The 18,399-nt window shown below is 57.7% G+C and carries 17 protein-coding genes; 6 read left to right on the top strand and 11 right to left on the bottom strand.

From position 1 onward, the window contains the following. From EGI20_RS03645 to EGI20_RS03595, 11 genes are all read right to left on the bottom strand, one after another. The coding region (locus EGI20_RS03645) for a YdcF family protein (RefSeq protein WP_498629707.1) at positions 1-550 on the bottom strand (550 nt) is incomplete at its 3' end. Between the two features lie 106 nt (positions 551-656). Further along, positions 657-1,367 carry an ABC transporter ATP-binding protein gene (locus EGI20_RS03640; protein WP_160796589.1) on the bottom strand — a complete coding sequence of 237 codons (711 nt, stop codon included), beginning with the start codon at positions 1,365-1,367 and terminating at the stop codon, positions 657-659. After that, the gene (locus tag EGI20_RS03635; protein WP_124734493.1) at positions 1,364-2,134 is read right to left on the bottom strand and encodes an ABC transporter ATP-binding protein; all 771 of its coding nucleotides are present in this window, start codon (positions 2,132-2,134) and stop codon (positions 1,364-1,366) included. The genes EGI20_RS03640 and EGI20_RS03635 overlap by 4 nt, the downstream gene beginning before the upstream one ends. Before the next feature lie 3 nt (positions 2,135-2,137). After that, positions 2,138-3,226: an ABC transporter permease subunit gene (locus tag EGI20_RS03630; protein WP_498629706.1), complete on the bottom strand. Its 1,089-nt coding sequence runs from the start codon at positions 3,224-3,226 to the stop codon at positions 2,138-2,140. Positions 3,227-3,242: 16 nt separating this feature from the next. Continuing rightward, the gene (locus tag EGI20_RS03625) at positions 3,243-4,172 is read right to left on the bottom strand and encodes a branched-chain amino acid ABC transporter permease (RefSeq protein ID WP_124734495.1); all 930 of its coding nucleotides are present in this window, start codon (positions 4,170-4,172) and stop codon (positions 3,243-3,245) included. A 443-nt stretch (positions 4,173-4,615) separates the two neighbouring features. Continuing rightward, positions 4,616-6,079 (bottom strand): succinylglutamate-semialdehyde dehydrogenase, encoded by a 1,464-nt coding sequence (gene astD, locus EGI20_RS03620; RefSeq protein WP_498629704.1) that lies wholly within the window; start codon positions 6,077-6,079, stop codon positions 4,616-4,618. Then, entirely contained in the window at positions 6,076-7,113 is a 1,038-nt protein-coding gene (gene astA / locus EGI20_RS03615) for an arginine N-succinyltransferase (RefSeq protein WP_498629702.1), read from the bottom strand. Before astA ends, astD begins: the two co-directional genes overlap by 4 nt. Before the next feature lie 11 nt (positions 7,114-7,124). Next, positions 7,125-8,150 (bottom strand): arginine N-succinyltransferase, encoded by a 1,026-nt coding sequence (locus EGI20_RS03610; RefSeq protein WP_498629700.1) that lies wholly within the window; start codon positions 8,148-8,150, stop codon positions 7,125-7,127. A 120-nt stretch (positions 8,151-8,270) separates the two neighbouring features. Continuing rightward, on the bottom strand, positions 8,271-9,479 hold the full coding sequence (locus EGI20_RS03605; RefSeq protein ID WP_498629698.1) for an aspartate aminotransferase family protein: 1,209 nt from the start codon (positions 9,477-9,479) through the stop codon (positions 8,271-8,273). Between the two features lie 277 nt (positions 9,480-9,756). Further along, on the bottom strand, positions 9,757-11,214 hold the full coding sequence (locus EGI20_RS03600; protein WP_498629696.1) for an aminoacyl-histidine dipeptidase: 1,458 nt from the start codon (positions 11,212-11,214) through the stop codon (positions 9,757-9,759). Positions 11,215-11,499: 285 nt separating this feature from the next. Further along, positions 11,500-12,459, bottom strand: coding sequence for a tRNA dihydrouridine synthase (locus EGI20_RS03595; protein ID WP_498629694.1), 960 nt, complete (start codon positions 12,457-12,459; stop codon positions 11,500-11,502). Between the two features lie 149 nt (positions 12,460-12,608). Here EGI20_RS03595 and EGI20_RS03590 point away from each other — a divergent pair, with 149 nt between their 5' ends. From EGI20_RS03590 to EGI20_RS03565, 6 genes are all read left to right on the top strand, one after another. Continuing rightward, positions 12,609-13,646, top strand: coding sequence for an HD-GYP domain-containing protein (locus EGI20_RS03590; protein WP_498629692.1), 1,038 nt, complete (start codon positions 12,609-12,611; stop codon positions 13,644-13,646). A 5-nt stretch (positions 13,647-13,651) separates the two neighbouring features. Beyond that, positions 13,652-13,873 (top strand): DUF1653 domain-containing protein, encoded by a 222-nt coding sequence (locus tag EGI20_RS03585; RefSeq protein ID WP_498629690.1) that lies wholly within the window; start codon positions 13,652-13,654, stop codon positions 13,871-13,873. Between the two features lie 36 nt (positions 13,874-13,909). Next, a complete protein-coding gene (gene msrA / locus EGI20_RS03580) occupies positions 13,910-14,443 on the top strand; it encodes a peptide-methionine (S)-S-oxide reductase MsrA (RefSeq protein ID WP_498629688.1) in 534 nt (177 codons plus the stop codon). A gap of 118 nt (positions 14,444-14,561) precedes the next feature. Next, entirely contained in the window at positions 14,562-16,868 is a 2,307-nt protein-coding gene (locus tag EGI20_RS03575) for an ATP-binding protein (protein WP_498629686.1), read from the top strand. Further along, entirely contained in the window at positions 16,834-17,469 is a 636-nt protein-coding gene (locus EGI20_RS03570) for a response regulator transcription factor (protein WP_498629684.1), read from the top strand. The genes EGI20_RS03575 and EGI20_RS03570 overlap by 35 nt, the downstream gene beginning before the upstream one ends. A 40-nt stretch (positions 17,470-17,509) precedes the next feature. After that, on the top strand, positions 17,510-18,385 hold the full coding sequence (locus EGI20_RS03565; RefSeq protein ID WP_124734507.1) for an NAD kinase: 876 nt from the start codon (positions 17,510-17,512) through the stop codon (positions 18,383-18,385). Positions 18,386-18,399 lie beyond the last annotated feature (14 nt).

Below are 18,399 nucleotides of genomic sequence, written 5' to 3'. Positions count from 1 at the left end.
TGATGCGCTTTACGCCGGCATTTTTCAGCATGGCTGCCGACAATCGCGCATTCGCTTCGGTATTGACCGACTCGGATTCCACCCAGTAAGGCTTGACCCCATAATCGCGCCACAGCATGCGCTGCATCACCCACGCTTCCGCCTCGCCGCCCAAGGGCGCACCTCCGGTCAGTAATAAGGGCACCGCGCTTGCCTTGTGCAAGTGCACGGCGTAGCGCAAGCGCGCCGCCGTGTCGCCATTAGGCACGTTCTCGCCATATTCGGGCGCCGGCTTCTTGCCGCCCCCCAGCACCACAATGGCGCCGCTCTGACGTACATCGGCAAGCCGGGCTACGGCCTGGTTTTCCAGTGTGGCATTAAGAAATAGCGCCATGCGCGGTGTAGAAAAGGCATACAGCAGCAATAGGGAGAGCACAATCAGCGCCACGCCGACCTGCTTTTTTCGTTTGAGCAGCCAAAAGCCCAGCCCGGCCAACAGCAGAAAGTTGACCGGCGGCAGCAACAAGGCCCCGAAAACCTGATTGAACAACACACCCGGCGCAGTCGTCACGCGCATCTCTCCAGAAAAAGGCAAAGCGCCGGCGGCAAAGCCCGGCGCCTGTTTAAACGTAAAACGGCCCTGCTCCCATGCGGGGGCAGGGCCGAGAGGCGATAGTTTACTCGCCAAGATAAGCGTTGCGAACCCTGTCATCGTTAAGCAGATCTTGCGCATTGCCACTCATGGTAATGCGCCCGCTCTCCATCACATAGCCGCGCTGTGACACTTCCAGTGCCAAGCGCGCATTTTGCTCGACCAGGAGCATGGTCACGCCCTGCTCCGCCACCATGCGGATGATTTCGAAGATCTTGGCCACGATCAAGGGAGCCAGACCCATGGATGGTTCATCCAGCAGCAAGAGCTTGGGCTTGGACACAATGGCGCGCCCCATGGCAACCATCTGCTGCTCGCCACCGGACAGGGTGCCGGCTAACTGCTTCTCGCGCTCTTTCAGGCGCGGGAACAGCTCGAACACATGCTCGATGTCAGCCTTGATGCCGTCTTCGTCATTGCGGTGGTAACCGCCCATGCGCAGGTTCTCGGCCACGGTCAGCTTGGAAAAGACACCGCGTCCTTCCGGCACCATCACCAGACCCTGACGCACAAAGTTGTACACCGGGGTACCCGCCGTATCCTTGCCGTCAAAGCTGATGCTGCCACCGGACTTCTTTTCCATACCGACCAGGGTACGCAAGGTCGACGTCTTGCCGGCACCATTGGCACCGATCAGCGTGACCAGTTCGCCCTTTTCGATATGCAGGTCTATGCCCTTGACCGCCTGAATGCCGCCGTAGGAAACCTGCAGGTTCTTGATGTCAAGAATGCTCATGAATGTGCCACCCCAAGGTATGCCTCGATCACTTTCGGGTCCTTGCGCACGACTTCAGGCACGCCTTCGGCGATTTTTTTGCCGTAGTCGAGCACCGCAATGCGGTCGCATAGGCCCATCATCAATTTCACGTCATGCTCGATCAGCAGCACGGTGACACCGGAGGCGCGGATTTTCTCCATCAGCGCCTTAAGCTCTTCGGTTTCGCGCGGGTTCATACCGGCGGCCGGCTCGTCCAGTGCCAGCAACTTGGGTTCGGTCGCCAGCGCGCGGGCAATTTCCAGGCGGCGCTGATGGCCATAGCTCAGGTTCTTGGCAAACTCGTCGGCCACATCGCTAATCCCGACATAGGCCAGCAACTCCTGAGCCTTGGCGCGAATCGCAGCCTCCTCGGCCCGAGTGCCCTTGTCGCGCAGCACGGCGCCCAAGGCTCCCGCCTTGGAGCGGATATGGCGGCCGACCATCACGTTTTCCAGCGCCGTCATTTCCTTAAAGAGACGGATATTCTGGAAGGTACGCGCGATACCGGTGCCGACCACCACATGCGGCTGGGCGCGGAACAGATTTTTACCATCGAAGGTAAAGCTGCCCTCGTCCGGCATATACAGCCCGGTCAGCACATTAAACAAGGTCGTCTTGCCAGCGCCGTTAGGCCCGATCAAGCCATAGATCTCGCCCTTGTTAATGGTCAGGCCGACTTGGTTCAGCGCGACCAGACCCCCGAAGCGTTTGACGATACCGTCTATTTTCAGCAGGACTTCAGCCATAAATCAGTGCCCCTTTTTCGCATCGTCAAACTCGGCCTTGCGCCGCTTGGATGGCCACATTCCTTCCGGACGCACCAGCATCATCACCACCAGTGCCAGACCAAACAGCAGCATGCGGGCGTTTTCCGGGTCGACGATCATCTTGCCGAAAGTCGCCATCTGCAACGGGCCGATCACATCACGCAGGATTTCCGGCGCAATCGTCAGCACGACCGCCCCCAGAATCACACCCGGGATATGCCCCATGCCGCCCAGCACCACCATGGCCAGAATCATGATCGATTCCAGCAAGCCGAAAGACTCGGGCGAGATAAAGCCCTGGAACGAGGCAAACAGACCACCGGCCACGCCGCCGGACAAGGCACCCAGCGCAAACGCCAGCAGCTTGATATTGCGGATATTGATCCCCATCGCAGCGGCGGCAATATCGTCCTCACGCATGGCCACCCAGGCGCGACCGATGCGCGAGTGCTGCAAACGCCACGCCATGATTACCACCAGCACGGTCAGCGCCAGAAAAAAGTAGTAATACATGTAGACGCTATTGAAGGAGATGCCGAAAAACTCGTGCGTCTTGCCCAGCGAAAAACCGCCGACCGACACCGGATCAATCAGGTTCACCCCTTGCGGGCCGTTAGTCAGGTTGTAAGGCGCATTCAGGTTATTCATGAAGATACGAATAATCTCGCCAAAACCCAGCGTGACACTGGCCAGATAATCACCCTTGAGCTTGAGCACCGGCGCACCCAGCAACAAGCCAAAGCAGGCGGCGATCAGCGCCCCCAGAGGCAGCGTGATGTAAAACGGCAGATGGATGCCGAAATGGGGCGAGCCCAGCAAGGCGAAGGTATAGGCCCCCACCGCGTAAAACGCGATAAAGCCCAAGTCCAGCAGCCCGGCAAAACCCACGACGATATTCAGACCCAGTGCCAGCATCACATACAGCAGGGCAAAGTCCAGCGTACGTACCCACGAGTTGCCGAAGGCATTGCCGACAACAAAAGGCAGAATGGCCAGAATGATGGCCGAGGCCAGAAAGCCCAAGACTTTCTTGCCGTTGGCCGGAGGCGTTGTTGTAACTGAAACAGTCATTATGCTTCCCCTTGTATCAGGCGCGATCGGCCATTTTTTCGCCCATCAGGCCGGACGGACGGAAAATCAGTACCGCAATCAGCACCATAAAGGCAAAGATGTCCTGATAATGCGAGCCAAGGAAGCCACCGGTCAGGTCCCCGATATAACCGGCACCCAGACTTTCGATAATGCCCAGCAAGATGCCGCCAGCGACAGCACCGCCCAGATTGCCGATCCCGCCCAGCACCGCAGCGGTAAAGGCCTTCAGGCCGATCATAAAGCCCATGTAGTAATGGACCTGCTCATAGTTGGTGGCCACCATGAGGCCGGCAATCGCACCCAGCGCCGAACCGATGACAAAGGTGGTCGAGATGATGGTATTCACATTCACCCCCATCAAGCCCGCGACCGCCGGATTCTGGCTGGTGGCACGCATGGCGCGACCCAGCTTGGTCTTTTCCACCACCACCAGCAGCGCCGTCATGATGACAAAGCACAGCACCACAATGCTCACTTGCAGCTTGGTAATGCTGGCGCCGAAGATCTCGACCACGTCATGATCGAGGATGGGCGGGAACGGGATGTAGTTGCGGCCCCAGACCAGAATGGCCAGCTGCTGCAATACGATGGAAACACCGATTGCGGTAATCAGCGGTGCCAGACGCGGCGCATTGCGCAAAGGCCGGTAGGCGACGCGCTCGATGGTAAAGCCCAGCAACATGCAGGCCGGAATCGCCACCATCACCCCGATCAGGATCAGAGCCAGGGCAGGCAAGTTGATACCCATGCCCAAGAGGGCGGACACCACGGTCACCGTGACCATGCCGCCGACCATCACCACTTCCCCGTGCGCAAAGTTGATCAGCCCCATGATGCCGTACACCATGGTGTAACCCAGTGCGATCAGGGCATAAATACTGCCCAGCACCAGGCCGTTAAGGATTTGTTGCAGAAAAATGTCCACGATGAGGACTCCCCTTTGATTGAGCTACCAGTCGGCGGATTGGGCTATAGCCTCTTATATTCCACCCACGTATCGTGCCTTAGCACAACTTTATGTTCAAAATGTGTCAAACACGGCTGGATTATGCGTTTGTCTACAATCGACTGTCAATGCAGAATACATGTTCGTAAAGGCTATTTTTTCAACAGAAAAAACAGCGCACAAGCCATTGAAAACACGGCGTTTTTTATCGCACATACACTACGCATTTAGCCACACGCAGCAAAGCTGCACCCTTTCCATGCCTGACACCCCCGCCCAAGCGGCCCTTGCCCTGCCATCCATCACAGGTCAGCGCAAAAACTCATGCCTATTAATTAACAAGCACTCTCCAAACCAGGCCCTATCTTGCAAAAAACCCGGACGAACCGGGTTTGCAAAAAATGTGCCACAGATGATCAGGGTTAAAAATGCAGACCCGGGGAGATTTGCGCCGGCAACAGCAAAGACTCGCACTCCAGCGACGCCACCGGCCAGGCGCAGTAATCCGCCGCATAATAGGCACTGGCCCTATGGTTGCCCGATGCGCCGACGCCCCCAAATGGTGCGGCACTGGAAGCCCCGGTCAGCGGCTTGTTCCAGTTCACCACCCCGGCGCGGCTCTCCAGCAGATAACGCTCGTAGCTCGCCCTGTCATCGGACAGCACCCCGCCAGCCAGACCAAAGCGGGTATCGTTGGCCACCGCAATCGCTTCGTCAAAATCGCGATAGCGGATGATTTGCAGCAGGGGGCCAAAATACTCTTCATCCGGCCGGTTGCTGACACCACTGACATCGATAATGCCAGGGGTCAACAGGGCAGCACCCTCTTCCAGACGGCGCATGGCAAGCAAGACCTTGCCGCCCATAGACTGCAATGCGTCTTGTGCCAGCAACAGCGCATCGGCCGCCGCATTAGACACCAGCGCCCCCATAAATGGCTGCGGCTCAGCGTCCCAGCGTCCGACCACGATGTCGCGGCTGACATCGACCAGGCGTGAAACAAAAGCATCGCCCCATGCCCCGACCGGCACCAGCAGGCGTCGCGCACAGGTGCAACGCTGACCGGCAGAGATAAAGGCAGACTGGATCACATGATGAACGGCCGCATCGCGCTCGGCGACTTCGGTCACGATCAGCGGATTATTGCCACCCATCTCCAGCGCCAGGATCTTGTCGGGATGGCCGGCAAACTGGCGATGCAGCACGCCACCGGTCGCAGAACTGCCGGTAAAGAACAGGCCATCAATGCCGGCGTGCCCGGCCAGCGCAATACCGGTTTCCCGCGCGCCCTGCACCAGATTAAGTACGCCTGCCGGCAAGCCCGCCTCCAGCCCCAGCTGGACGGTGACTTCAGCCGTCCACGGGGTCAGCTCGGACGGTTTGAACACCACCGTGTTGCCGGCAATCAGTGCCGGCACGATATGGCCATTGGGCAAGTGGCCAGGGAAATTATAGGGACCGAACACGGCCACCACGCCATGTGGCTTGTGGCGCAACACCGCTTGCGCATCGCCCATGGCGGCGGCGCGCTCGCCGGTGCGCTCCAGATAGGATTTGACCGAGATCTCCACCTTGTTGGCCATGGTGGTCACTTCGGTCAATGCTTCCCAACGCGGCTTGCCGGTTTCGCGCGCAATCACGCTGGCCAGCACATCACGCTTCGCCAGCAGGCATTCGCCAAAACGGCGCACCACGGCAAGGCGGGCATCCAGCGACAAACGTGCCCATGGCACAAAGGCCGTACGCGCAGCGGCAACAGCCGCATCCACCTGCCCTGCACTGGCTGAGCGCCCCTGCCACAGCATTTCGCCACAGGCAGGATCGGTCTTGCTCATGTTTTCGCCGGCGCCAGATAGCCATTGACCCGCAATACACAAGGTGCTCATACGATTTTCTCGGTTGGATTAACAGGAACGCAGCGCACGAAATCTCCCTCGCTCACTTCCAGCGCCTGCACGGCTTGCGGCGTCAACAGTACCGACGTCCCATCCTGAGGGAATTGCCCCATCACCACACGGAAGCCGGAAAGGCTGGTATTGGCAACCAAGACATGCGGATGTTCGCCCTCGGGTAGCGGGTCAGCCAGCACCACACTCAGAAGCTGACTCTCTTTCACCGCACGAATATCCTGGGTGTAAGCCTGCACGGTCGGACCGGCATCGAAAATATCGACATAGCCCTCATAGCGGAAACCTTCGGCTTCCAGCATGGCCACCGCCGGACGGGTGTTTTCATGTGTTTTGCCGACCACGGCCTGCGCTTCCGGCGTAAGGAAGTCGATATAAACCGGATGCTTGGGCATCAGTTCAGCAACAAAAGCCTTCTGCCCGATACCGGTCAGATAGTCGGCCTTGGCAAAGTCGATAGAGAAAAAGTGCCGGCCCAGCGCCTCCCAGAACGGCGAACGTCCCTCGGCATCGGATACGCCACGCATTTCGGCGACGGTAATTTTGCCGAACAAATGGGCAAACTGGGCAAGAAACAGGAAGCGACTCTTGGACAGCAGACTGCCATTACGATTGACGCGGTAATCCGGATGCAGGAACAAGGTGCATAGTTCGCTGTAACCGGTATGGTCATGCGACAGGAACAAGGTATCGTGCCGGGTATAGACCCCCAGCTCTTCTGAAGCATGCACCATGGTGCCAACACGATAGTTGTACCATGGCTCTTTCAGGCCAACGGCGGCTTCCAGCGCACAGATACCGCCAATGCGACCGGTCTTGCCATCTTCCAGCACGAAAACATAGCCTTGGTCGGCACGTTCCAGATCACCGGCAAAGCTCAGCATGGAACGGCTAATGCGCCGGGTCAGGCGCTCTTCATTGACCGGCAGCGAAGTCAGGCCAACGCCGGCGCTACGCGCCAGCTCCATCAGGCCATCCAGATCCTGAAAACGTATGGGGCGAATGAACATCATGGCAATTCTCCTTATTCGCCTTGCAAGGGGCTGATACGTACGCTCTGGCCGCAGGCCAGATCGAGCGCTCGCGCGACATCAGGGTTCAGCCAGGCCACACCATCGACCACAGCCACTTTACCCACGGCACTACGGAACTCGCTGCACAGCGTATTGGATAGCAGCATGTCCTCTGCGCTATCCGGCAGGCTGGCACTGATCTCTACCGGCATGCAATCGCTATTGTTCAGGGTAAACAGACGGTCGATCTCGGCGGTCAGCACCGCGCCGCCATCAAAAATATCCAGATACTGATCGGCCTCGAACCCTTCGCGCGTCAGAATGCGGCAAGGCTGTTCGAAGGCAGGATGCACCTGACCGATGGCATGCTGTGCCGCATCCGGCAGCAAAGGCACATAGATCGGGTAGGGAGGCATCAATTCCGCGACAAAGGTCTTGCTATGCTCGGCAAATGCCTGTTCGACCTGCGGGAAGTCCATATTAAAGAAGCGCCGGCCGATGGCATCCCAGAACGGAGACTGGCCGGCGACATCATGCACACCCAGCATTTCGGCAATGATGCGCCGGCCGAAATGCTGTCGCTGCCCGGCCAGAAACATCAGACGCGCCCGTGACAACAACTCGGCGGCATAGGGCTGCGACGGATGCTCGCAAAAGAAACCACACAGCTGCACCATGCCGGTCAGGTCATGGCACATGGTCAGCGCATGGATGCGGTTGTTTACCTTGAGCGCCCGCGAAGCGTGCACCAGCGTTTCGTTGCGATAGGTATAAAACGGCTCGTCAAAACCGGCGGTACTCGCAATCGCGGCGGCACCCAAGACGACGCCATCCTCCTCCAGCACCAGCATGTAGTAATCATTACCGGCATCGATATCGGCGATGGCTTCGCTCTCGAATGACGAGATGGAGCGTTGCAGTTTTTCAAACAGCTTTTCCCGGTTGGCAGGCAAGCTGGTCACACCAACGCCGCTGGCAAGAGCCAGGCGCTCAATGGCGGGCAGGTCGGAAATCCTGACGGGGCGTACGATCAACATCCACTTCTCCCGGGTAAAACCGGTGCAACAGGCGTACACCGGCCTGCCTGTCTGGCGACGGGCATCAAATTCTGTCGTGAGGGGAAGAAAACGGGGTGGGCAACACCCCGTTCATTCGATTTAAGCGGTGAGCGTCGCCAATGCGGCCTCGAAGCGCTTCAGGCCCTCTTCGATATCGGCGTCATCAATGACCAGACTCGGTGCCAGACGCACCACGCTCAGCCCGGCCACCAGCAACATCAGGCCTTGGGCTTCTGCGGCTTTGAGCACATCCTTGGCGCGGCCGGCATACGCATCGTTCAGCACGCAACCGAGCAACAAGCCCATGCCGCGCACTTCCTTGAAGAGCGGATATTTGGCATTGATTGCCTCGATGCCGGCAACGAAGCGCGCATGTTTGGCCCGTACCCCCGCCAGCACTTCGGGCGAAGAGACGATTTCGATGACTTTTCTGGCCACGGCACAGGCCAGCGGATTGCCGCCATAGGTCGAACCGTGGGTGCCGATACCGAAGCTTTGCGCCACTTTTTCCGTGGTCAGCATCGCGCCGATTGGGAAACCGCCGCCCAGTGACTTGGCAGAGGACAGAATATCCGGCGTCACGCCATATTCCATATAGGCAAACAGCGAACCGGAGCGGCCGGCACCGGTCTGGACTTCGTCAAAAATCAGCAGTGCGCCATGCTGGTCGCACAGTTCGCGCGCGGCGGCAAGGAAGGCCGGATCGGCTGGCAATACCCCGCCCTCGCCCTGCACCGGTTCGATCACCACCGCACAGGTCTTGTCCGAGATAGCCGCTTTGAGCGAATCAATATTATTGAATTCGAAATGATCAATGCCGGCCGGTACCGGTGCAAAGCCTTCGGTGTATTTGGGCTGACCACCGACGCTGACGGTAAACAGCGTGCGGCCATGGAAGGAGTTCTTGCACGACAGGATTTGGTTCTTGTCGGAACTGAAATGATCGGCAGCATACTTGCGCGCCAGTTTGAAAGCAGCCTCGTTAGCCTCGGCACCCGAGTTGCAGAAGAATACACGCTCGGCAAAGGTCAGTTCGGTCAGCAAGCTGGCCAGTTCCAGTGCCGGTTCGTTGGTGAACACATTGGACACATGCCACAGCTTGCCGGCTTGCTCGGTCAGCGTTGCCACCAACTCCGGATGGCAATGTCCCAGCGCATTGACGGCAATCCCGCCGGCAAAGTCCACGTATTCGCGGCCCGACTGGTCCCACACCCGCGAACCCGATCCACGCACCGGAATAAACGCGGCAGGACCGTAATTAGGCACCATCACCTGATCAAAAGTGGCGCGACTGACCGTATTCATCATCTGCTTTCCTTGCTTGCTGTAGCGGAGTTGTTTTAGTGGTTTTGAGCGATTCTACATTGCCTTGTCAAAATACCCACTTCACCTATGCGACGCAGGTTTACAGATTTACTTGACCCAGATCAAAGCCACCGCCTTTTTGCACAAAAAACGCCCATATAACAGCTTTGACTAATGCAAACACACATCACCAGCCTGCCATAACGCCCTGCCAATGCGTGCGCAGCATGCAAAATGCCCCGCACAAGGCGGGGCATTGATAGCCAAAAATCAGGCTATATCAGTTTTTAACAGGCACCGCCTGCAAGACGGCCTTGAGCAAATCCCAGACCTTGGCAACCGACTCAACATTCACCCGTTCTCCCGGCGCATGCGCGCCCTGGATATCAGGACCGAAGGACACCATATCCATCTGCGGGTACTTGGAGCCGATCAGGCCGCACTCCAGCCCGGCATGGATCACCTTGACCCCGCTCTCCCCACCAAACTCGCGTGCATACACCTGACGGAACAGTGCCAGCAGGGCCGAATCCGGATTAGGTGCCCAGCCCGGATACTTGCCTTCGCGCTGGATGTCGCATTTTGCCAAGCTAAACAGGCTGACGATTTCATCGGCCAGCATCTGGGTGCCCGACTCGAGCAAGGAGCGCACCATCAAGTTGGCAAACAGCACGCCATCTTTGATCTGCACTACACCCAGATTATTCGAGGTTTCCACTACGCCAGTCACGCGCTGACTCATACGCTTGACCCCGTGTGGAGCCGCATGCAATGCCGACAACAAGCGCGCCTGATCGGCGGCGGCCATCACACCCTCCGCGCTAGCGGTTTCGTACACGACGCGCACGCCCTCGTCCACACCATAAAGCTCGAACTGCAGCAGGCTCTCGAACTCGGCCAGACGCTGTTCCAGTTGTGCCTGCTTGTCAGCCGGCAGCGCCACGACGGCAGCAGCTTCACGCGCCAGCGCATTGCGTGCGGTACCGCCATCAAACGACACCAGCCGCAATTCAAACTCGGCCTCCAGCGCTTTAATCAGGCGCAGCAGGCTCTTGATCGCATTGCCACGACCCAGATGGATGTCACAGCCGGAATGGCCACCCTTCAAGCCCTTGATACCCAGACGTAATACACGGTGATTGGCCGGCATGGCTTCGATGGCATAAGCAGCACGGACATTCACATCCTCGCCACCGGCACAGCCCAGATAAAAATCACCCCACTCTTCGGTGTCGATATTGATCAGCAATTCGCCCTGCAGCAAACCGGGCTCCAGCCCCAGCGCGCCGCCCATGCCAGCCTCTTCATCGACCGTCAACAGCGCCTCGACCGGGCCGTGTGCGATATCGTCACTTTGCAGCACAGCCAGCGCCAGCGCCACACCGATGCCATTATCCGCGCCCAGCGTAGTATTTTCGGCCACCAGCCAGCCATCCTTCAGTACCGGGCGGATAGGATCTTTGAAAAAGTCGTGCACCGTATCGGCATTCGCCTGGCACACCATATCCAGATGGCTTTGCAGCACCACACCCTGACGGTTTTCAAAGCCCGCCGTGGCCGGCTTGCGGATAATCAGGTTACCGGCACTGTCAAGCCGGGTCGCCAGACCGCGCAACTCGGCCCAGCCTTTAAGATAGTCGCGCAAGGCTTCTTCATGCTTGGACGGTCGCGGGATTTCACATAGTGTCTGGAAGTGCTCCCAGACTTCGGTCGGCGCAAGTTCTGCAATCTTGGTCACGCGGCATTTCCTTCCTGATTGACTGGACACCGGTGGAAGGCGACACACCGGTTTGGTAAATAAGTATTTACTTTATCACGGTAATCGGCGGCGACGCCATGGCCGCTTCCGGCTGGCTTGATGCAGGGCAAAAAAATCCCCCTTCAAACATGAAGGGGGCCATTTGCTATTGAGGAGGTGCAACGACCGACGCTGAGGGCACCGGCCCATCCAAACTAGAATAATCTGAATGCGTTGCTATAATAATGCACCGACCAATCAATATCTATCCGTAGAAATACTGAGTCAGCGACGTACTTCTGCATCCAAAACAGCCTGAATATCTGCCGCCAGGGTCAGCTTGCGGATGGCGGCAAACAAGACTTCGGCTTCGGGATAGCTGCGCTTCATTTGCGGCAGCCACTGCTTGATACGGCTGACAGGGTAAGGCGTACCTTCTCCCCTCGCGCGACACTGGGCATAAAAATCCAGCACCCAGACCATCGCCTGCGCCCAAGACGCGGGCGGACATTTTTCACCGGTTGCGTGGTAATGCGCGATGCGCCGTGCCAGATCGGGTGCTGCCAACAAGCCGCGACCTATCATCACGGTGTTGCAGCCACTGACTTCGCGTATCGCCAGATAATCGTCCAGTGTCCAGACTTCGCCATTGGCCACCACCGGCACCGATACATGTTCACGAATGCGCGCCAGCCATTCCCAGTGTGCCGGCGGCCGATAACCCTCAACCTTGGTACGGGCATGCACCGTCAATTCGCTCACACCGCCACTGGCCAGCGCCTCGGCACACGCGAGCGTCAACGAGGTATCCTCGAAGCCCAGCCGCATCTTGGCTGTCAACAACACGGTTTCAGGCAAGGCCGCACGCACGGTGCTGACAATTTCATGCATCAGATCCGGCTGTTTCAGCAAGGCCGCACCGCCACCGTGGCGGTTGACCGTCGGCGCCGGGCAGCCGAAATTCAGGTCTACGACCTTGGCACCATACTCGACCAGGCGCAGGGCATTATGCGCCAGCGCCTGCGGCTCCGACCCCAGCAATTGCACACGCAAAGGCACACCGGAACGCGTATGACCACTCTGAAACAGCTCAGGTGCATGGCGCTGGAAGGTTTTAAGCGGAAGCAGCGTATCGGTGACGCGGATAAACTCGGACACGCACAAGTCGATACCGCCGATGCCGGTCAGGACATCGCGCATCACTTCGTCAACGATGCCTTCCATCGGAGCCAGTACAATAGCCATGGCACCCCCTGATAAAAGCCACAATTCTAACGAAGCATGCAACAAATGTCCCCGTTCAAGGCGGGTTTAACCGTATACGATTACACTATCCGTACGAATACAAAAGCCCCACGGTATAATCACCCCATCCCCACCATGTGGTTTGCCTGATGCCAGCCCTGACACTGCCGGACTCACTCTTTGCCCGCAACCGCCTATGCGAAGATGGCGATAATATTTTTCGCCTGAGCCCCCGACAGCGCGACGAGTACGCCGCGCTCGTCCTGCCGGCATGCACCCAGAGCGATCACAACCAGACCGGCTCGGCTTTTGCCGTACTGTCCCGACTGGAAGGGCGCTTGCTGCCATTGCTGTATACACCACTTGATTGCCACACCCCTAATGTGGAGTTGCGCGCCATTGCCAGCGAATTAGGCCAGTTAATAGACCTGCAAGCCGATGCCTGTATCGCCAGCATCCTGCTTTCACCTTATGAGCATTACACCCCGCGCCATGCCATCAACGCGGCCACCTTGGCTCATTTACTCGGCAAAGCGCAATCGCTGGACGAAAGTACTCTCCAGTCCTTAGTCTGCGCGGCGCTCACCATGAATATCGGCATCGCAGCGACTCAGGATCAAATGGCACGGCAGGCCGCCCCACCCACCACGGCACAGCAGCAACTGATCAAACTCCATCCGCTGCTAAGTTCCGCCCTGATACGGGAGATGGGCATTACCGACCCGCTCTGGCATGAAACGATATTGATGCATCACGAGCAATGGAATGGCAGTGGCTACCCTTTCCGTCTGCAGACGGCAGATATTGCCGGACATGCACATCTGCTGCACATCGTCGACATGACCTGCTCCAAGCTCATGCCCAGAAGCTACCGCAACCCGATGCCGGCACAACAGGCACTATCCATGCTGTACCAGAATAAGAACCAGCAAATCGACCCGAACCTGATGACCCTGCTGATACGCACCTTGGGCATCTTTCCGCCCGGCGAATTTGTCGAACTGGATAACGGCACGATTGCCATCGTGGTCGAGCGCACCGATAATCTGCAAGCGCCGCGCGTGGCGCTGCCTGCACACCCCAAACAGCGGATTCAAACCGATAAGACCCCGTACCGGATCAAGCGCCCCACGGTGCCACAAATCAGCGCTCGACATATACACCTGCTCTCCCGCTTCTGGAGTTAAACCCGATGCTTGCCAAACCCGAACTCACGCCCGGCCGTTACCGCCACTACAAAGGCCATGACTACGAGGTCATTGATCTCGTATGCCACTCGGAGACCGAAGAATGGCTGGTTTTATACCGGCCACTGTATGGCGAAGGCGGCCTATGGGTCCGCCCTTACACCATGTTTTTCGAAGATGTCATCATTGACGGGGTCAGCATCCCGCGCTTTGCCCGTTTGTGTTAACACGACATGAACCGATCAAAAACCGAGGAAAAAACCATGGCGATCGCCATTCTGGCAGGTGGGTGCTTCTGGTGCACCGAAGCCGTATTTAGCCGCCTCAAGGGGGTAAGCCAGGTAGAACCGGGCTATAGCGGCGGCCATACACCCAAGCCGGACTATGCGCAGGTCTGCACTGGCCAGACCGGCCACGCGGAAGCGGTACGCATCCATTTTGATGAAAACATCCTGCCTTTTCCCGTTTTGCTCGATATCTTTTTTGCCAGCCACGACCCTACCCAGCTTAACCGTCAAGGCAACGATATCGGCAGTCAATACCGCTCAGCCATTTTCACGCAAGACGCTGCGCAGACGACAAGTGCCCACGAATGCATTCGCCACGCACAGCAGGCGTACTACGCTGGCACGCCTATCGTCACCCAGGTAGAGCCGGCCCAAGAATTCTGGCCGGCAGAAACCGCGCACCACGCCTATTACGCCCGCCATGGCGATACACCTTATTGCCAAGCCGTTATCCAGCCCAAATTGGCCAAAATTTTTCACCTGTACGCCGATAAACTGGCTCAGGATTAAAACCGGATACTAAGCTGCGCTCTTGGCGCAGCCACCTTACAGCCGTGCAAGCCAAATGGTTTTCGCACCGCCCTTTCCATCCGACCCCAGGCAAAGACACACCCCCAGCCCCTTACCTATGTCCAGCCTCTTGTCTTTACTGAAAACCCAGCACCAACTCATCGCCGCCCTACCTTTGCGTTTGCGCCTGAGTTATATCGCCGTCTGGCTCTTGCTGACACTGACACTGCTGGGCATTGCCGTTTATTTAGGCATCAAACGCCATCATGAATGGTTTCAAGCCAGCGCCCTCCATCTCAAACAGACCATGGAGGAACGGCTTAAAACCAGTGAAAGCATGATTTTCAATCTGGGAGAAGGTGCCCGCGCTCGCGGTGACTTTGGCCGAACCGCCATCTCACGCTACGCCAGTTACATGCAGGCACATTACCCCTTTGTCTACATGATGGGTTACCAACCTATCATAAAAACCGGGCAACGCAGCCGCTACGAAGCGACACAAAGCCTGCTTTACGGCAAAACCGTCACCATACGGGACTTCAGCAATCCGGCAAACCCGGCACCCGGCCACCCCGATTACTGGCGGCAGTGGCCATACTGGAGTAAAGCAGCAACCCGCGAGATGTATCTTCCCCTGACCATGGCCGAGCCTTATGACAACTATATGGCGCGCTATATGATAGGTCTGGATCTGTTAAATTCGCCTCTGCTCGGCTCCACCATCCGTCAAGCCATCCACAGCGGAAAAATAGAAGTCTCACCGCCATTCACCTTAAGTAATGGCCACATGGGTCTGGCCTATATCCAGGCCGTTTACGCGGCAAAAAGCAAAGAAACGCCTGCGCCGGCACAACAAGAAGTTACCGGCATTGTCCTGCTCGCTATCACCGCAGACCAGTTATTGCGGCACGAGCAGCTGCAAAACACCACCTACCTCAATATCCGCCTGCGCCGGATAGGCAGCCGCGATCAAAGTGACGATATCGACAGCAGGCAAAATCCTGTTGATCACAACAAGCTAAGCAACTGGTTCTTGCCACAGTTCCATACCCGCTTGCGCATCCATCACGCCTACTTCCCCTATGAACTGGAGGTAAGCGAGACGCTCAGGCTGGGCAATCTCAACGCCACTATTTTCCTGCTGCTGCCTGCCATATCAGCACTACTGTGCTATCTGCTACTGCTTGTGGCCGCCACCCAGCGGCGCAAACAACACCTTCACGATGAAATGTCACGCGACCTGAGCAAGGAGCGAGAACAGGCTATCGTTACCTTGCAAGCCATCAACGATGCAGTGATCGTGATCGATCAGCACCAGACCATCAAATACATGAACCCCAAGGCGGCCGCTCTCACCCGCAAAACGCTGGATGAGGTGCGCGATCACCGCCTGTCTCATGCACTGCAACTACATTACGAGCTTGAAACCGAAGCGATGCTTGACCCGGTCGAGTTGTGCCTGGAGCTGCAACAGGATATCAACCTGCCCCAGCACTGCCACCTGATCGGCAACAACAACCAGCACCAGTATATCGAGGGAACTCTGTCGCCACTGACAGGAAAACATGGTGAAAAACTGGGCGTGGTACTGGCGATCCGCGACATGGCGCCCTTAAGGGCCCGGCTAGCCGCGTCCATCCTGCACCGCGAAGAGCGGCTCAAACAACATGCCAACGAGTATGCAAAGGCAGCGCGGATCACCAATATGGGTGAAATGGCATCCGGCATGGCCCATGAAATCAACCAGCCACTATCGGCGATAGCCAGCTACAACGAGGCCGCGCTGACCCTGCTCGAAGATGAAGAACCGGATCTGGCTTTGCTGCAGCGCGCCTTGCAAGGCAGTGTCCAGCAAGCACAAAGAGCCGGCCACATCATACGCGGCCTGCGCAATCTGGCGACCCGCCAGCGCACCGCGCTCTCCCCGGTCGATATCAATCAAGTGATACGCAATACACTGCTACTGGCGTCCGGCGAGCTTGCCGGCAAGCACATCCGTTTAAGCACCCATCTGGAGCCGGCACTGCCGCACGTTATCGCCGACAGCATCCAGCTCGAACAAGTGCTATTCAATCTGGTACGCAACGCCATCGAAGCCATGCCGGCCACACAGGGCCATTTAAACATCCGTAGCCATGTACTGAACGCGCGCATCTGTGTGCAGGTACAAGACAACGGCCCGGGTATTCCCGCCGAAGAACTACCCAATATTTTCACCCCGTTTTTCAGTCTCAAACACCAAGGCATAGGTCTGGGGCTGACCATCAGCCAATCGCTGATCGAATCGTTTGATGGCAATATATATGCCAGCAACCATCCCGATGGTGGCGCGCTATTTTGCTTCGAACTACCCGTTATCCCCCATGCCGAGCCCCAAAGAAAAGCCGCACATGAGCAAGATTACACCTACGATCTACCTGGTTGATGACGACCCGGCCATTCGCGACTCGCTCGCATTACTGCTAGAGAGCCATGGCAGTCATGTCGAAGCTTATGCAGATGCCCTTGCCTTTTTGCAAGCACCCACCAAGAACGACATCGGCTGCCTGATACTCGACATCCGCATGCCTCATCTGTCCGGCCTGGCCTTGCAGGAAAAACTCAAGCAACTGGATAGCCAGCTACCGCTCATCTTTATCACCGGCCACGGCGATGTCGAGCAATGCGCCCGCGCCTTCAGGCGTGGTGCCATCGATTTTATCAGCAAGCCGATAGACAAACGCCAGCTCATGGACAGCGTACGCCGCGCCATCCGTCAAAGCATACAGAGGCAGGAAAAGAAAGCCGCCACACAGGAGGTAGCGAATCGTCTCGCCCGCATCAGCGAACGCGAGCGCGCAGTGCTCGACATGGTGGCGGAAGGTTTGTCCAGCAAAGAGATAGGCAAGCTGCTCGATGTCTCGCCACGCACGGTGGAAACCCATAGATCCAGCCTGTTTTCCAAGCTGGGCGTCAGTACACTGGCCGAGCTGATCCGCTTTTATCTATGCGCACTGGAGGCTTCTCGTGCGCAAACTATTCCATAAGCGTTTTGGCAGATAGCCCACAACACGGTAAGATTCAGTCATGACTTGCCTATTCAAGAAGGTCGGGCTGTTTGCCCGTCACAGCAAACCGCAAATTGTCACCTCGCTGCGCCTGCTGGCCGATCATCTGGCCGCCCAAGGCATAGGGGTCTTAATAGACAGTGACAGCGCCAATGCTGACGAGGCCGGCCCGCACCAGATCGTTGAGCGCAGCGATATCGGCAAACTGGCCGATATCGCCATTGTGCTGGGCGGCGATGGAACCATGCTGGCAGTCGCGCGCCTGCTCGCGCCCTATCGCGTACCACTGGTCGGTATCAATCAGGGGCGGCTGGGCTTTATGGCCGACATCCCCTTGCATGAAATGCTGGGGGCCGTCGATGCCATCCTCGCCGGCGACTTTATCCCCGAAGACCGTATTTTACTGACTGCCTCAGTACTGCGCGAAGATGCCGAAGTAGTCAGTGCGCTGGCACTGAACGATATTGTGATCAGCCGTGGCGGTCTGGGCTCGATGATAGAGTTTGAAGTCTTTATCGATAACCAGTTCGTCTACAGCCAGCGCTCGGATGGTCTGATCATTAGCACCCCCACCGGTTCGACGGCCTACTCGCTAGCCTCGGGCGGCCCTATCCTGCACCCGACGCTGCAAGCCATCGCACTGGTGCCCATCTGCCCGCAATCGATGAGCAACCGCCCGATTGCGGTCTCCGACAGCTGCGAAGTCGAATTCATGCTAACCCGCGGCCTGGATGCCCGTGCGCACTTTGACGGCCAGTCGCACTGCGACCTGATGGAAATGGATCGCGTCATTGTGCGCCGCTACCGCAACCCGCTGCGCATCCTGCATCCGGCCGGATACAACTACTACGACATGCTGCGCCACAAGCTGCACTGGGGCGAACGCCTGCTCTAACCCTATACAGAAGA

The organism is Aquitalea sp. S1-19 (genome assembly GCF_024343515.1).
Note: the sequence above shows the minus strand (reverse complement) of the source record. Positions and strands in the feature narration are given on the sequence as shown.

What these genes read in the sequence shown, in the direction of transcription:
- EGI20_RS03640 (WP_160796589.1), bottom strand. Translation starts at nt 1,367, where the DNA reads ATGAGCATTCTTGACATCAAGAACCTGCAGGTTTCCTACGGCGGCATT.
- EGI20_RS03635 (WP_124734493.1), bottom strand. Translation starts at nt 2,134, where the DNA reads ATGGCTGAAGTCCTGCTGAAAATAGACGGTATCGTCAAACGCTTCGGG.
- EGI20_RS03630 (WP_498629706.1), bottom strand. Translation starts at nt 3,226, where the DNA reads ATGACTGTTTCAGTTACAACAACGCCTCCGGCCAACGGCAAGAAAGTC.
- astD (WP_498629704.1), bottom strand. Translation starts at nt 6,079, where the DNA reads ATGAGCACCTTGTGTATTGCGGGTCAATGGCTATCTGGCGCCGGCGAA.
- astA (WP_498629702.1), bottom strand. Translation starts at nt 7,113, where the DNA reads ATGATGTTCATTCGCCCCATACGTTTTCAGGATCTGGATGGCCTGATG.
- EGI20_RS03610 (WP_498629700.1), bottom strand. Translation starts at nt 8,150, where the DNA reads ATGTTGATCGTACGCCCCGTCAGGATTTCCGACCTGCCCGCCATTGAG.
- EGI20_RS03605 (WP_498629698.1), bottom strand. Translation starts at nt 9,479, where the DNA reads ATGATGAATACGGTCAGTCGCGCCACTTTTGATCAGGTGATGGTGCCT.
- EGI20_RS03595 (WP_498629694.1), bottom strand. Translation starts at nt 12,459, where the DNA reads ATGGCTATTGTACTGGCTCCGATGGAAGGCATCGTTGACGAAGTGATG.
- EGI20_RS03590 (WP_498629692.1), top strand. Translation starts at nt 12,609, where the DNA reads ATGCCAGCCCTGACACTGCCGGACTCACTCTTTGCCCGCAACCGCCTA.
- EGI20_RS03585 (WP_498629690.1), top strand. Translation starts at nt 13,652, where the DNA reads ATGCTTGCCAAACCCGAACTCACGCCCGGCCGTTACCGCCACTACAAA.
- msrA (WP_498629688.1), top strand. Translation starts at nt 13,910, where the DNA reads ATGGCGATCGCCATTCTGGCAGGTGGGTGCTTCTGGTGCACCGAAGCC.
- EGI20_RS03575 (WP_498629686.1), top strand. Translation starts at nt 14,562, where the DNA reads ATGTCCAGCCTCTTGTCTTTACTGAAAACCCAGCACCAACTCATCGCC.
- EGI20_RS03570 (WP_498629684.1), top strand. Translation starts at nt 16,834, where the DNA reads ATGAGCAAGATTACACCTACGATCTACCTGGTTGATGACGACCCGGCC.
- EGI20_RS03565 (WP_124734507.1), top strand. Translation starts at nt 17,510, where the DNA reads ATGACTTGCCTATTCAAGAAGGTCGGGCTGTTTGCCCGTCACAGCAAA.